This is a genomic window from Marinobacter orientalis (assembly GCF_004792665.1).
GTDB lineage: Bacteria > Pseudomonadota > Gammaproteobacteria > Pseudomonadales > Oleiphilaceae > Marinobacter > Marinobacter orientalis.
The window spans coordinates 106,955-122,631 of the sequence record NZ_SRZX01000007.1; the positions used below are offsets into that span (position 1 = coordinate 106,955).

Annotated in this window: 12 protein-coding genes; 4 read left to right on the forward strand and 8 right to left on the reverse strand. The window is 56.7% G+C overall.

From position 1 onward, the window contains the following. The first annotated feature begins 30 nt into the window (after positions 1-30). Positions 31-2,487: a putative bifunctional diguanylate cyclase/phosphodiesterase gene (locus tag DIT72_RS16135; protein WP_135956275.1), complete on the forward strand. Its 2,457-nt coding sequence runs from the start codon at positions 31-33 to the stop codon at positions 2,485-2,487. A 23-nt stretch (positions 2,488-2,510) separates the two neighbouring features. Here DIT72_RS16135 and DIT72_RS16140 read toward each other — a convergent pair whose 3' ends face one another. From DIT72_RS16140 to DIT72_RS16155, 4 genes are all read right to left on the reverse strand, one after another. Further along, positions 2,511-3,500 carry an XdhC family protein gene (locus tag DIT72_RS16140; RefSeq protein WP_135956276.1) on the reverse strand — a complete coding sequence of 330 codons (990 nt, stop codon included), beginning with the start codon at positions 3,498-3,500 and terminating at the stop codon, positions 2,511-2,513. 5 nt (positions 3,501-3,505) lie between these two features. Next, the gene (locus tag DIT72_RS16145; protein ID WP_135956277.1) at positions 3,506-5,836 is read right to left on the reverse strand and encodes a xanthine dehydrogenase family protein molybdopterin-binding subunit; all 2,331 of its coding nucleotides are present in this window, start codon (positions 5,834-5,836) and stop codon (positions 3,506-3,508) included. Beyond that, the gene (locus DIT72_RS16150) at positions 5,833-6,294 is read right to left on the reverse strand and encodes a (2Fe-2S)-binding protein (protein WP_135956278.1); all 462 of its coding nucleotides are present in this window, start codon (positions 6,292-6,294) and stop codon (positions 5,833-5,835) included. The genes DIT72_RS16145 and DIT72_RS16150 overlap by 4 nt, the downstream gene beginning before the upstream one ends. Positions 6,295-6,409: 115 nt before the next feature. After that, complete coding sequence (locus tag DIT72_RS16155) at positions 6,410-8,014, reverse strand: BCCT family transporter (RefSeq protein ID WP_228260846.1); 1,605 nt, start codon at positions 8,012-8,014, stop codon at positions 6,410-6,412. A 258-nt stretch (positions 8,015-8,272) separates the two neighbouring features. Between DIT72_RS16155 and fabG the strand changes: the two genes are divergently transcribed. Next, positions 8,273-9,016 (forward strand): 3-oxoacyl-[acyl-carrier-protein] reductase, encoded by a 744-nt coding sequence (fabG, locus tag DIT72_RS16160; RefSeq protein WP_135956279.1) that lies wholly within the window; start codon positions 8,273-8,275, stop codon positions 9,014-9,016. A 161-nt stretch (positions 9,017-9,177) separates the two neighbouring features. Continuing rightward, the gene (locus tag DIT72_RS16165) at positions 9,178-9,531 is read left to right on the forward strand and encodes a phasin family protein (RefSeq protein WP_135956280.1); all 354 of its coding nucleotides are present in this window, start codon (positions 9,178-9,180) and stop codon (positions 9,529-9,531) included. Positions 9,532-9,570: 39 nt separating this feature from the next. On the opposite strand, the gene DIT72_RS18300 is transcribed toward DIT72_RS16165, so the two are convergent. After that, entirely contained in the window at positions 9,571-9,729 is a 159-nt protein-coding gene (locus DIT72_RS18300) for a hypothetical protein (protein WP_168355076.1), read from the reverse strand. A 149-nt stretch (positions 9,730-9,878) separates the two neighbouring features. Beyond that, entirely contained in the window at positions 9,879-10,133 is a 255-nt protein-coding gene (locus tag DIT72_RS16170; protein ID WP_135956281.1) for a YdcH family protein, read from the reverse strand. A gap of 329 nt (positions 10,134-10,462) precedes the next feature. On the opposite strand from DIT72_RS16170, the gene DIT72_RS16175 reads away from it, so the two are divergent. After that, a complete protein-coding gene (locus DIT72_RS16175) occupies positions 10,463-11,431 on the forward strand; it encodes a beta-ketoacyl-ACP synthase III (RefSeq protein ID WP_135956282.1) in 969 nt (322 codons plus the stop codon). A gap of 111 nt (positions 11,432-11,542) precedes the next feature. On the opposite strand, the gene DIT72_RS16180 is transcribed toward DIT72_RS16175, so the two are convergent. Together DIT72_RS16180 and DIT72_RS16185 are read right to left on the reverse strand one after the other, a co-directional pair. Then, positions 11,543-14,002, reverse strand: coding sequence for a YbcC family protein (locus DIT72_RS16180; protein ID WP_135956283.1), 2,460 nt, complete (start codon positions 14,000-14,002; stop codon positions 11,543-11,545). After that, entirely contained in the window at positions 13,999-15,618 is a 1,620-nt protein-coding gene (locus DIT72_RS16185) for an NADH-quinone oxidoreductase subunit L (RefSeq protein WP_135956284.1), read from the reverse strand. The genes DIT72_RS16180 and DIT72_RS16185 overlap by 4 nt, the downstream gene beginning before the upstream one ends. Positions 15,619-15,677: the final 59 nt, after the last annotated feature.

A 15,677-nucleotide genomic window follows, 5' to 3' on the forward strand; every position in this document is an offset into this window, starting at 1 on the left:
TCGCGTCCGAGTGATTTTCAGGAGAAATATATGGCGGTGCCGCCGGACAACCATGACCTCTTCACCGATCTCACTGAAGCATTAGCATCGGCTTGCTCGGTAGTCTGCGCCGCAGTCATTGTCGAGGACGGAGACTCTCCGAGCCATCTCGTTGGCGACCCCGAGGCCGCGCAGCAGTTGCTTGGGCTCGACAGCGTCCAGGCTACATTGGCTGACGGGGTCCCTCGTTCGGAATCATCGCCATTCGATATGGACCTCGCCTCAGCCGCCTTCATCGCGGTTGAACCCCTGAGCATTCCCCACCGAACGGCGCCTGCGACAGTGATTGCGTTCGCAGGCGAGCACTTGCACGAGCGCGATCGCGCCGTGGCGCTATTGCACTCCCTGGCAGCTGAAACCTCCAGCGAACTGATGCGACTGCGGCAATCACCTTTTCTGGCGGCAGCACTTGCAGAAATCGAATGTGGTGTGACCATCGCTGACCCGAATCTTGCCGACACCCCTCTAATTTATGCCAACGCCGCATTTGAGCGCATGACGGGCTATCGCAAAGCCGATGTATTGGGTCGCAACTGCCGTTTTCTTCAGGGTGATCTTCAGGATCAGCACGGTGTCCGAATTATCCGCAGCGCCCTGTCCCGCGGCTTGGACTGTACGGCCGTGGTGACCAACTTTCGTAGCAACGGAGAGCCTTTCGAAAACCGCGTCAAGCTTCGAACGCTCCGTACTCATGACGGCGCGCTTTCTTACATAATTGGTATTCAGCTTGATGTCACCAGAGAGCATTCGGCCCTCGCTTCACTGGCCCGGCAGAAGCGTCGCTATGAAAGCATGATTGAAATGCAATCAGGCTACATCTGGCTCATGAATGTGGAAAGCGAGCTCATCGAGGCTCCCGGAAAATGGTTAAAGCTGGCCGGGCTGCCATCATCAAGTGGTCCGCCGCATCTGGCAGCGATTCGCGGTGTTCTGGCACCAGAGGCTGCAGAAGCTTTCCGGGACGGGTGGAACAAAGCGCTAAGAGACATTGCTCCGTTTCAAGTGATCTATCAGTTGCCTGTCACGAACGATTCCTGCAGGTGGTTTCTGGATCGCGTTACACCGGTGCTTGATGATGATAACAGGCTCCTCGAATGGATTGCCGCTTCTCAGGATATTACCGAGTTGAAACGCGCCGAAAAGGAGGCTGAGCGCGCCGCTTATGAGGACCGCCTGACCGGTATTCTCTCCCCGGAGGGCTTTGCCCAGTGTCTGGACGATCGCCTGCAGAAAAATGATCTGCATCCGGCAAGCCCGGTCGTAGTGGTCGACATCAAGGCGCTCAGGGAAATCAATAACACCCGGGGCTATGAGGTTGGAGATGAGGTGCTGCGGGAAGTCGCCCGCCGTCTGTCGGTCGAGATCGGTGACAATGGCCTGGTTGCTCGCACCGGTGGCGACGAGTTTACCGTGCTTGCGCCCCTGGAAAACCAACGTACGCCGCGGCGGTTGCGCGAGTGTATGGCGGCTGTATTCGATGTACCATTCAAAATCAGAGGCTTCACCTTTCACGTCGAGGCATCGTTCGGCTACGCAAGAATCCGCAGCAGTGCAGGCGATGCGCGAAAGCTGATGACCGACGCCGCATTGGCGATGCATTTAAGCCAGCGCAATCCAACTGTGACATGGACAAAATACACAAAAGCGCTTGAACATCGAACGCGCGAAACCGTGGATCTGACAACGAAGCTACGCCACGCCCTTGAAGCCAATCAGCTGGAACTTTACTACCAACCTCAAGTGGATCTGGTGAACGGCGGTATTGTTTCAGCGGAGGCTTTGCTGCGCTGGAATCACCCGCAGGCCGGCTTTATTCCGCCAGACCGGTTCATCCCTCTGGCTGAACAAAGTCAGCTCATCGGACCCATGGGAGAATGGGTGTTACGTCAGGCATGCCGGGATCTGAGAGCCTGGCGAGAAGCCGGGCTCCCGGTTACCCCCATATCAATCAATCTATCCTTGATCGAGTTCCAGCTGGGCTCTATTCCAGATAAAGTTCGCCAGGCACTTACCGACTACAACGTCGCTCCCGAAGACCTGACCCTAGAGATCACTGAAAGCGTTTTCGAGCAGCACAGTCAGACTTTAAAGCGGGATCTGGAAGCCCTCAGCGCAATGGGGGTTCGCCTATCTCTTGACGACTTCGGAACAGGCTATTCGTCACTGAGCCATTTAAATGACTACTTTTTCGACGAAATTAAAATCGACAAGAGCTTTGTGTCGCAACTGGATCAGGGGCCCTACCCCCAGGCTATTGTCCAGGCGGTTATCGTCATCGCCGCGGCGATTAATGCCGATGTCGTGGCCGAAGGGCTTGAATCAGCGAGCCAGATAGCGCTGGTGCGGCATCTCGGATGTACCAAAGGTCAGGGTTATCACTTTAGCCGCCCGGTATCCGAGGCAAGTTGGCGCCGGATGCTGATCGACCAGAAGGCGCTCACGCAGTAAAAGATGGCAGGCCTGGCGATCAGTCATAGCTCACCAAGACTCTGCCCCCGCCTTACGCGAACAATGTCCGCCATGATGGCCAGCGCAATTTCCGAGGGAGTCTTACTGCCAAGATTGAGGCCGATTGGCATACGGATCCGTTCGATCTCCGCCTCACAGAGCCCGCCGGTGCGACGAAGGCGCTCAGCCCGGGTTTGCGATGTACGAACAGAACCCATGACCCCGATATAGCGGGCAGAGGTTTTGACAGCTGCCATCATGGCCAGATCGTCAATACGCGGATCGTGGGTGACTGCCACTACCGCGGTGGATAGGGTGCAGGCACCCTCAGAGGCAATGTATAGCGAAGGGAGCACAGGGATGAACTCGACGCCTTCAGGCAGGTTAAGACCCCGGGTGACTTCTTCCCTCGGGTCGCAGAGAACCACCTGGTAACCCAGGCTGATGGCAAAACCTGCACAGGCCTCTGCCACCGTTGAGTAGCCTGCAAGGATCAGCTTGGCGACGGGGCCAACGCGAATACTGACCAGTTCTTCAGTCTCCTCTCTTACCACTCTCGGTCCGATCGGATCAGTCTCAGCCAGCCAGTGCTCGCCATCGGTCAGTCTGACATACCGGGTAAGCTCACTCTCGCCCGACAAGGTCTCCCTGACCTGTTCAAGATGCGCCAGGCTATCCGGCTGGGCGGGTATTCGTTCCACCAGCACTTCCAGAATGCCACCGCACGGCAGGCGAATACGGGCGTTCTCGGGGCCGTCGTCCGGGGCACCGTAGCGCACGATGACCGCAGGCAGCTCGTACTCGCCGGCAGCAAGGCGCTCAAGGAAGTCCTCTTCAACACAGCCGCCCGAGAGTGACCCCAGGTGATCCCCCTGGGAATTGGCAACCATCAGGGAACCCGGCTCCCTGGGCGACGAGCCAAAGGTGGACAGCACCGTGCACAGCCAGATCGTCCTGTCATTCGCCAGCCACTCAATGGCCTGTTCAACCACCCGGTAATCCAGGCTTTGCATAGGCATTAGCTCAACTGGTCGCCAACAGGCAGACGCCGGATGCGTTTTCCGGTGGCTGCGTAGATGGCATTGCAAAGTGCAGGAGCAACTGGCGGCAGACCGGGCTCGCCCGCGCCGCCCATGGCGTCGTCGGGATTGTCTATAAGATGCACCCTTATTACTTTCGGCGCGTCCTTCATGCCAGGGATCAGGTAGTTGTGAAAGTTATCCTGCTGGGCAACGCCATCCTCGAAGGTCACCTCGCTTTTCAGCGCAATACCAATTCCCATTACACAGGAACCCTCCATCTGCGCCCGTATTCGTTCGGGGTTGGCCTGGGGCCCACAGTCGAAGGCAATGTCCGCCCGGTGGATGGTGAGTTCGCCCTCATCATCCACTTCAACGTCGAAGACAATAGCGGTGTAGGACACAAAGCTGTGGTGAAAGGCCAGCCCCAGGCCACGCCCTTTGCCGGTCTCACGTCCCCAGCCTGCTTCTTCAGTGGCGCGCTCAATCACTCTGCGCATGCGTGCGGTATCGATCGGGTACAGGTCCGGGTCTTCGCCGTAATTCCAGCCGTCACCCACCGTCAGGTTATGAACCTCACGGTCCGGGCCAAGCAGTTCCAGCAGATAGTCCCGGTGGTCCTTCCCTGCCGCCACGGACATCTCGTGAGCAAAGCTCTGGATAGCCCAGGCATGAGGCAGGTTGTACACCGAGCGGAACCAGCCAATGCGGACATGGGCCGGGGCGGGCGGATTTTCCAGGCGGATAGCAGGAATGCTGAATGGCATGGTATTGAATCCCATACCCATCTCGAATTCCCCTTTGTGCTTGGGGTCCGGAGAAAACAGCGAGGCGATGCTGGGTGACAGTGTGCGGTGACGCCAGCTGGTGGCTTTGCCCTCCGCATCGAGGCCCGCTTCCAGGTGATCGACGGAGACCGCATGGAAGTAGGCATGCTGGATATCATCCTCGCGGGACCATTGCAACTGGACGGGCTGTCCTTCGAACTCTTTCGCCAGATGGGCCGCCTCGTTCACAAAATCCGGTTTTGATTTCCGCCCGAAGCCGCCACCAAGCAGGGTCTGGTGGACAGTAACGTTTTCCTTGTCCGTCTCCATTATTGCGGCAATGCCCTCGCGGGTCGCCCTGGGATTCTGGACCGGTGCCCAGGCCTCGGCCTTGCCATCGCTGATCCTGACGACTGCCACTGGCGGTTCCATTGGAGCCTGCGCCATATGGGGCATGTAATAGGTCGCGGAGACGCGCTGGTCGGCATCGTTCAGGGCAGCTTCGACATCGCCGGACTGGCGTATGACCTTGCCGGGAGATTGCGCCGCCTTTTCCAGGGACTTCCGGTAAGCATCGGAGGTGTAATCCGCATTGTCGCCGGCCGGGGCCGTGTCCCATTCAATCCTGAGGGCTCTGCGGCCTTGCATTGCGGCCCAGGTATTGCTGGCCACCACGGCAACGCCGCCGAGCGGATTGAATGCTGCCGGCTGGCCGGTGCCCTCGATACGGATCACTTTTTTTACGCCAGTAACTTCCAGAGCTTCTTTGTCGTCGACACTTTTCACCTTGGCACCATAAACAGGTGGACGGGCTACTACCGCATACAGGGTGTCCTCCAGATCCACATCGGCGCCAAAAACCGCCTTGCCGGTAACAATGTCTTCACCGTCGACGGCCTTGGGGTAGGCGGATTTCAATTCGCCATTGATCAGGCCGGATTCCTTGCCAATAAAGCGCAGCTCGCTGTCGGATTTCAGAACCAGGGCATCGCGACCCGGAACATCCAGCTCCCTTGCCGCACTCGCAAGTTCTCCGAAACCGAGCTCCCGCCCGGTCTCCCGATGCACCACCTTGTGAACCTCCGCGCGCACCTCGTGTACCGGTACATCCCACTGATTGGCCGCGGCCTGCTCAAGCATCAGCCTGGCGCCGGCTGCCGCACGGCGCATGGGCTGATACCAGTGACGCATACTGCGGGAGCCGTCGGTATTCTGATTGCCGTACTTATCCTGGTCTGCGTTCGCCTGTTGTGCCCGAACCTGATCCCAGTCCGCGCCCAGCTCGTCGGCTGCCACCATAACCAGACTCGTGCGGATGCCCTGTCCCATCTCGGCACGGTTGTTGATGATCGTGACCACGCCGTCAGAGTCGATGTGAATAAACACATTCGGATTATCGACCCAGCCACCGGGCATGGCTCCGGCACCGAACTGGGCCTTTTCATTGGCCAGTGCCATATCCCAGCGGGCAGCCAGGAGCAGTGCCGAGCCTACGGCCATTCCCTTCAAAAGACCGCGGCGGCTGACGTTGGCGAGCAGTAGGGTATCGTCTGATTGGCTCATGAGCTGGCCTCCTTGTCTGCAGCCCGTTCAATGGCCGCAAGGATGCGATTGTAAGTACCACATCGACAGAGATTGCCGGCCATGGCATCGGCAATCTCCCGGGTATCCGGATCCGGGGTTTTCTTCAGCAGAGCCGTAGCACTCATGATCTGACCACCCTGGCAATAACCGCATTGGGCCACACCCAGGTCCAGCCAGGCTTGCTGGACCTTCTTGCCAACGGCGTCCTCGGCCATCGCTTCAATGGTGGTGATCTCACCCCTGGCGGCGGAGACCGGTATCATACAGGAGCGAGTCGCCACTCCGTCCAGGTGGACGGTGCAGGTGCCACACTCGGAGATACCGCACCCGAACTTGGTGCCTTTCAAGCCGATAACATCCCGAAGGGCCCAAAGCAGAGGCATGTCGTCGGGCACGTCCAGCTCATGCTGCTGTCCGTTTATAGTCAGGTTAATCATTGATCTCTCCCATCATAATGTTGTCAGAGCCGGCACGTTGACGGGGCCGGGCTGACGTTAACCTACAGATCAATCCTAGTACTAAAACGGGAACGTCACCACTCCGCCTGAGGGTTTATGGACCCGGCTCTCCCGCATCCCCTGGCTGTTGGCTCCACGGTTTTATACGGAAGTCCCCATGGCTGCCGACGCGGGTCATATTGCGTTCTGAACGCAGCGCCTTGTAAAGGCTAAGGCAGATCGCGATCAGGAGAAAGGACATGAAGAAACCAAGAGATATCGAAGCGTCCTGAATCGCCCGCAACCCACCAACAATCAGGAGAGTCGCAGCAACCGAGCCCTCGGAAACGGCCCAGAAAACCCTTTGAGCGCGCGGTGGGTTGGGATGACCGCCGGAGGTAACCATGTCATCCACAAGTGATCCTGAATCTGATGAAGTAATGAAAAAAATCACAATAACCAGAGTCGCCCACATCATGGTAACGCCTGCCAGTGGCAACGCTTCGAGCATCGCATGCAGTGAAAGCGAGACATCCTCCTGAACAATCTGGCTCAGCCCACCGTCGCCGAACAGTTCGATATGAAGCGCCGACCCTCCAAAGACCGACAGCCAGACAAAGGTGACCAGCGTCGGGATCAGCATCACTGAAAGAACAAACTCACGAAGGGTTCGCCCCCGGGAAATCCGGGCCACAAAAACCCCGACAAAGGGTGACCACGAGATCCACCACCCCCAATAAAACATGGTCCATGTTGCTTGCCAGTCGGTGTTTTTGGTGTATTCCACCCATAAACTCATCTCAGGCAGTTTCTGGATATAGATCCCTAGCGAACCCACCAGCGTTTCCAGAATATAGATCGTATGGCCGGCGAAAAAAACGAAGGTCATCAGGCCGAAGGCCAATGCCATATTGATAAGGCTTAACCGCCGGATACCCGCCTTGATGCCGGATACTACTGACACGGTGGCAACCAGCGTAATCACGGCGATAATGCCCACCTGCACATTGGTCTGTAGCGGTATGTCCATGTACTGGGCAAGGCCGCTGTTGATCTGCATGGCTCCCAGACCCAGAGAGGTGGAAACGCCCAGAAGAGTGCCCACGGTGCAGAGAATGTCCACGCCGTGACCGATCGGCCCTTCGATATGGCGGCCAATTAACGGATGAAGAATGGACCTGGGCGCAAGCGGCAGGTCGTGACGAAAATGGAAATAGGCGATGGAGGCACCGAACAGAATATAGATGGCCCACGGATGCAGCCCCCAGTGGAAAAAGGTGTAACGCATGGCCTCTTTGGCCGCTTCTGGCGTGCCACCCTCCGCAAACAACGGGTTAGCATGATGATATAACGGCTCGGCCACACCCCAGAACACAAGACCAGTCCCCATACCGGCACTGAACAGCATTGCAAACCAGGCGGGATAGCGGAATTCGGGCCGGGAATCCGGCGGCCCCAGCCGCAACCGGCCGTAAGGACTCGCCATCAACCAGAATGCAAAGACGACGAACACAGTTACTGTGAGGGCGTAATACCAGCTGAAACTTCTGGAAATGGACTGTTGCAGACCCGAAAAGGCTTCACTCGCCGTCGCGGTATAGAGACCGCCAAAAATGCAGAAACCGATGACACAAAGCGCCGAGCCGATGAAGACCGGCGGCGACATTCTTCGGGTAAAACGATGCCATCCCCTGACCAGATTTTTTTTCAATACGCGCATAAACGACAGCTCATCAGAATCCCCGGTAACGATGACAAGAGATTCGCTACCGTACTCGATGATGTCTGGTGTATGAAAGTGGCACAACGCTCCTCCAGCGACCTTTTGCCAGCTTTGCCTGTTTAAATATTGTGGACTGAATTGCTCTCTGCTAGCTTGAATACTGTCAATCGTGACTTAAATCAACAGAACTGCCCCACCGCAAAAACAAGACCTTGACCGCCTTTTAAAAGGCACTGACTGGCAGAGGAAAGCAGCATGGAAGATCTCAAAGGTAAAACCGCAATTGTCACAGGTGCATCCCGTGGAATCGGCAAAGAAATAGCTCTGCAACTTGCGAAGCGCGGCGCAGACGTGGCAATCAATTATGTATCCCGTGAAGCTGACGCAAACAAAGTGGTAAAAGAGCTTGAAGACCTGGGCGTACGAGCTCTCGCATTCCAGGCAGACCTGTCGCAGATGACAGCAGGACGTGAACTGGTACGGAAGGTTCAGAAGGAATGGGGACGCATTGACATATTGGTCAATAATGCCGGCATCACCCGCGACAAAGCCATGAAAAACCTTAGCGACGAGGACTGGACAGAAGTTCTCGATACCAACCTGGGGAGTGTCTACGCCACTTGCTCGGAAGTGTGGCCGATCATGATGGAACAGAAGTTTGGCCGTATCGTGAACATCACCTCGTTCGTCGGGCAGGCCGGTAACTTTGGCCAGGCAAATTACGCTGCCAGCAAGGGCGGAATCATTGCTTTCACGAAAACGCTGGCGCTCGAGGGAGGACGGCACAACATCACCGTCAATGCTATTGCGCCGGGCTTCACCGAAACCGAAATGCTTGCCCAGGTACCAGAAAATATTCGCGAGAAAATAATCTCCCGCGTACCCATGGGGCGTTTTGGCCAGCCCGAGGAGATTGCCAAGGCCGTCGTATTCGTCGCGGCTGATGGCGACTACATCACTGGTCAGCAGATCAATGTTAACGGCGGCGTATATATGTAACGTGCCCTGGAAGAGCGCCTTTACAGGCGCTCTTCTGCAACAGGCGCGAGTACATCCTTGATGGATTGATTCTTCGACAGTCTTTGACCTGGGACAAGTTGAATATTGCAACTTTTTGCTGCAATAACATTACTTGTTTTAAACACAGAAGGAATTGATCCATGGTTACTGACACTTTTACTCTCTCTTCCGAACCACTGAACCGCCTGAACAGACTGGTCATGGACACCTGTCAGCGTGCCGCAGATGCCCAGATGACCAGCCTCTACAGCTACATGGCATTACTCGAGGACCAGACCAGAGAGGCTGCTGCCATTCGTAACTTCAAAGGCATCAAGGGTTTTCTTGGGAATCAGCCGACTCGTGTCAAACAAGTGATCACGCGGATGTCGGAAGACCGCAAGCAGTTTTCAGAAATCGCCGAAAACTTCCGTAACGGGGCATTCGAGCTGTTTCGGGCACGCGTCGTTGCCAACCCCGAAGGCACCTACCAACCGAAAGCCGATGTGTCCTGAGGGGATCGGAGCAACTCCGGGTACACGAAAGCTGGGAGCTTAGGCTGCGAACTTCCAGAACGGCGTTCTCAAGCGCTGCTCGACAACTTCTGGCGGGTATCCGACGTCTTTGAGAAGGCGTGGTTCAGTGGTCAGGACCAGGCGAAGGAAGTTACGCTTCATTCGCCATCCTTTGTACAGTGATGCTGCTTTGCTCATTTCAATCATCCATTCATAGGTAACAACAAAAACCTGTCCGTGCCCGGTTTTAGTTAGTTACCTATTTTATGGATGAAACGTCTCGGGCCCCATACTTGGAAACCACTACACAGCTCCTGTAAGGGGCCCGCAGGCCTGACGACTTATACCTATCCAGCGCTATTGGACTTCTTCACGAGCGTTTTATAGAGGTCATCTTTCAGTTGCAGGCGTTGCTGCTTCATACGATGCAGTTTGTCGTCACCAATCGGGGCGTCCCTGCGCTCCAGCCCCTCGATTTCCTGGTCCAGCTCTGCGTACTGCTGAAAATCCTCCCTGAATTTGGGGTCATTCTCTTTTAATTCGTCAATCAGGTCACTGAATTGCGGAAATTCGTTGTGAAGCTCGTGGCTGGAAATGCCCATTACCTCGTCTCCTTGTTTTCGCAGAGTGGTCATTCAGAATGCCATTTCTGCCGGGAATTTGTGAACAGTCGAAGCGCTGATCAACCGGAAGTCTACAAATTCGGAGCCAGTGGTTCCACCTCCCGGGACTCTTTCAACTCCCGGCATCTTGACAGGGGCGGGGCCTGATGACTACAGGTATAGCTTATTACCGGCTGAGTACCAGCATTTTGTGATGGCACTGACGCGTCCTCCTTTGACAAATCGCTAATAGCTACGGGCGATCAATAAGGTATAGGATGATTGAAAGATTTTTGAGCACTGATCTGTTTATCTGAGGAATGTTGCACATGACGTACGCGCGAATTGTCGGCACGGGCTCCTACCTGCCCGAGAATGTCCTGACAAACGAAGACATGGAAAAAATTGTCGACACCAGCGACCAATGGATTCGTGAGCGTACCGGTATCGAGCAGCGGCATATCGCCGTGGAAGGTGAAACCACCGTTGATCTCGCTGAAAAGGCTTCGCGCCTGGCCATAGAAGCAGCCGGCCTGAAACCCGACGATATCGACCTGATCGTTTTTGCTACCTCCACGCCCGACAAAATTTTCCCCAGCTCGGCGTGCATCCTTCAGGCGCGGCTGGATATTCATGGTTGCCCGGCCTTTGATATCCAGGCGGTGTGCAGTGGCTTTGTATATGCCTTGTCGATTGCCGACAAGTTCGTCAAAACCGGCAGCAGTAAACGGGTTCTGGTGGTGGGTGCGGAGCTGTTCTCACGCATCCTTGACTGGGAAGACCGCGGCACCTGCGTGCTCTTCGGCGATGGCGCCGGCGCCGTAGTGCTGGAGGCCAGCGAGGAAACCGGTATCCTTTCAACCCACATCCACGCGGATGGCAAATACGAAGATCTGCTCCATGTTCCCTTTGGCATCGGTGATGGTTTCGACCAGGTTCGTGCCGGCAAGGGTCATGTCCACATGAAGGGCAATGAGGTCTTCAAGATTGCGGTAAACACCCTGGGCCGGATTGTGGATGAGACTCTTGAGGCCAACCAGATGAAGAAGTCAGACATCGACTGGCTTGTACCCCATCAGGCCAACCTGAGAATTATTTCAGCCACGGCCCGCAAGCTGAACATGTCCATGGACCAGGTGGTGGTGACCGTCAACAAGCATGGCAACACCTCCGCCGCCTCCATTCCACTGGCGCTGGACGTGGCGGTGCGCGACGGACGTATCAAGAGAAACGAAGTGATTCTGCTGGAAGCCTTTGGTGGCGGCTTTACCTGGGGCTCAGCGCTGATCCGGTTCTGAACTCTGACTTTCGAACAATTCCGCAAAGGTTATTACGAACAGGTCTGGGGTATCGCGGCTGGCCTTACGCAAGCTGGAGGAAGCTGCCAGCCCTTCCGTGCTAGCGATTGATCAGCAGGCCTGCCAGCTGCCATTGCTGTACAGCTCCACACCCTCAGCCGTCAGGCGACACAGCCAGACCCACTGGTTTGCCACCAGCGCCTCCACATCCGGATTCTGACGGATAACTGTTTCTATTCTGTCTGCAGGCGCATCAATCAGCACTGTCAGCCGAACCGGTTCGTGTCTCCAGTAGGTGCCATCGTGAACCGACTGCAACGGCAGCCCGATACGCAGATCGGTTCCGTTACCCTCGATCACACCGATATTACCGCCCACAACCGAATGCAGCAGTTTGTTTCCGGCACCATGAACATCCAGCATGGTGACCGAGCCGAAGTACTGCATGTTGATCCAGTTCGCGACAATCATCGGCGCCGATAACAGGGCGGCCAGTATGTCGCCGTTGCCGTCCTGCTCCGGGTCATAGTCATGAAGGAACACCCGCCCTCCCAGGTTTTTACCACGGGTTCGCGCGCGTTTTGCGAAAATGATGGCTGCGTTATTGGCAAGTCCCCACTCTGGCCTGACTTCAGTCCAATCCGAGGTTCTGCTTCTAACCATTTGATGTAATTTTTTATCATTAAATCCATTAAGCTTGAGAGCCGTGGCTCTTTCCCGCCTGGTCAGGTTCCCGGCCTCTGCAAACCGACGTTCGAGGTCCGCCAGGGCTGGCCCATGAGAACCCGGCAGACTGTCGCAATCAAACAGGGTTACCTCATCGGTGACCGTGCAGTGCTCAGCGGCCACAGCCCAGCTGTCGCCGGGAATGGAAATGCCTTCCTCGGCAAGTGCTACACGTACCTGAGGGTCATTGAATAATTGCGCGGCGAGCCTGGCGTTCATTCCCCCGTTCTGGCCGCCACAGGCTCCACACGCGAGGCCGGCATGATGGGGATTATTTTCCGTATGCGTGCCGTGGCCGGTAAATACCAGCAGCGGCGCAAAGTTATTGGTCAGCGCCATGCCCCGGAGAAATCCGGCCACCAGTTGGACCTTTGTGGTTTCAAACAGCGGGTACCCGCCGTGAAGATACACCAGTCGACCTGTTGCCATGCGCTGGTTATCAGCCTTTTTCTTGCGGGCAGCCAGATTGAGTGAGTCCTTGACGAGTTTCCACGCCCAGGCCAATCCCGTGGTTTCCACCAGTGTAAAAGTCGACAGGCTGCCATATTTGGCCTTGCGCACCGACTCACGCGTCATTTCCCGTTGATCGAGAGCCCTGTTAAGAGCCGCGTCGCTGTCATTGCTGCCGTGGGTATCTATCGCCCGGAAGGCAGGCGCCAGCAGGCCGGGCAGCTTCTCCATGGGCCGGTAGGGCCCATGTTTAAGGTGGACAATGGGCAAGCCGAAGAAGCCCGCAAATCCGATGGTCTGGATACCGGGATGCACTTCCTCCAGGTGCCGACGCATAATTTCGGAACGGACATCAATGCAGAATACAGCCTGAACATCCGGGCGTTCGGAGATGGCACTGTCACCATGACCAGAGCCCTCATCGTCGCCCACAACCTGCCATAAAGAACGCTGGTATCCGATTTCAAAAGCCCTTTGCCAGACCCAGAGCCAGTTGGGACCGGCCTTCGGACTGGCCTGGGCCAGAGCACGGCGTCGATTTACCGCGACATTTTTCTGTTCAGGGTTGGCATGGTGAAACGCAGCCCACTCCCATACCAGCAATATGGATAGCAATTGCTCGCAAACGCCGGAGCTCTCTCCCCTCAACCCTGCTCGCCAGTCGATACCACTGCACCAGGCAGCCCACCCGGGAATACGCATCAGCAGGCCATGGCCGAAGGCCTCCAGAGCGTCAGCATCGATAGCAAGCGTCCTGATGGCCTGCCGGGTCGCCTCCATCCGGTCTGCAGGCAATGTTTTGAACCATCGCCTTACTCCCCGGATACCGGTGCGGTGGTCCAGCGACACATCTGTGCTGACTGCCTCCAGCCAGAAATCGAATAAACTTACCTCGTCGCAACGCGTTGACCAGCGGGCCTGCCTTGTGTCAAAAAACGCACCGCAGATACGGGCAATCTGATCAATCACGGCCACCATCGGCCGCCCTCCCTCCACAGCGGCAGGGAGAATGTCCAGGAGTGAGTAACCCGGTTGGTTTTCAACGCGCTCAGGGCGGTAAAGTCGATCGCAGAACAGATCAGGATCGTCGCTGATGCCCGCTTCTTGCAGACTTGCCAGAAGGTCATCCCTGCTGATCCTGCCTCCTTCCCATGCCTCGCGATAGAAAGCCTGTGGCATCAGCATGGTGATACCGCGCCGCTGCCGTAACAGGTTATCCACCCGCGGTGCCGGCTGCTCCCTCAGCCCCCAGAACGGATTGACAGCGATCCACTGGTCCAGCGGCCAGACCGGCGCAACGAGTGCACAGGCTTTCGAGAGCGATGCCTGCCAGTCATCATCAGAAGCACGATCAGTAGAGTGATCGGCAGTCAGACATTGAGCAAGATCGGTCATGCTTTCTCTTCCATAGTGAACGGATGATGGGGAACCCGGTTAAAACCAGCATGGGCAGCGAGCGCATTCGACGCCAGGCGCCGGGTGAGCTGATCAAACGGCAGATCCAGATACAGCCCCTGGCTGAAATGTCTGTAGAGCGACGCCATCGGCCGCGAGCGCGGTGCCAGGGCCACCATCAGTGACAGCAGAGCCAGCGCCACGAGCAATGCGAATCCGGCAATCCAGGCAACATCGGGCAAAACGAAGGTCGCATGGTCGGGCACGGCAGAGCCCAGTAAGGCGTGGAGTATGGCGTAGACAGGAACCAGTAACAGCGCAAGGCCGGCAATGCTCGCCCTCCCCCGGACGCTCGTTCCACGTGGCATCCCCATGGTGGCGCTGGCCACTGCAAGCACCAGCAGAGCCCCGAAGACGGCGTTGCCTTCGACCAGCCACGGTTGCCAGACAAGCATCAGTGAAGCCAGTGTCGCGGTAGCGCCGGCCCACAACAGCCGAGTGCTGACGGGCAGCTCCGGAAACAGGTCCACAGCAGATACCCTGACCGTGCGCCCGGCTGCAAGAAACGAATGCGCCTTGTAGACGGAGTGAGCCAGAAGATGCAGCAGCGCCAGAGTGTAGGCACCCATTCCGATCTCGAACAGCATAAAGCCCATCTGGGCGCAGGTGGACCAGGCCAGCGCATGCTTCACGGAGTAATGGGTCATCATGGTGATAACTGCGATAACAGCCGTTGTTCCACCCATTGCCAACAGGATCATGTGCCCGGCGGTGAAGCCGTCAAAAACCGGAAAAAGCCGCAGCCACAAGAAGCCACCAAGATTTATTACGCCCGCGTGCAATAAAGCCGATACCGGAGTGGGCGCCTCCATGACCCTGAGCAACCAGCCATGGAAAGGAATCTGGGCACATTTGAGCACTGCCGCCAGCGCCAGCAGGATTGCTGCTGCAGTGAGCGCAGTCGAATCCGCCGCAGTCGCCGCCTGCATGGCCGTCATCTCCGGCAACCGGAAGGTGCCGTAATGGTGATACAGCAACAGCACACCAGCGATCACAAAGGCATCACCGGTGCGGCTGACTATAAATTTCTGCACTGCCGCAATCCGTGCCTGCGGACGGTCGGGATACAGCGTCAGCAAATTGTGAAGTGCCAGGCTGACACCAACCCAGGCACCCGCCAGCACCAGCAGGTTATTGGTGAATGCGAGCACCAGTACGCAGCCAATAGTAGTCAGAAACCACGGCAGGAATCGCTCGCGACCCGGGTCTCCCCGCAGGTAGTTTTCTGCAAAGCGGAGAATCGCCCAGCCAATAAAAGCGACCATCAGCGCCATCCAGATTGCTATCCCGTCTGTGTAGAGCCCCAGCATCCGGGCAGTGTTTTCAAGCCCCGGACCACTACCGGGCAATGATCTTTCTGCCATCATCAGTAAGCCGATGACCACTGTGGTAAACATTGAAGCGGTCAACAGCTGGCTTGCAATACGCCAGCAATGATTAAGCTTCAGGGTATCGCGAGCGCGGGCGCTGAACAGGGCAACGGCGAACAGGCAGACCAGAATAGTCAGCCACAGGCCCAGTGCCAGAAAGGCCAGTGCAGGCATCAGAAAAACCATCAGGAGTCCCTCCAGGTTTTCTGCTACTTTGCCTTTTCGCGTTCATTATATAAAATAGA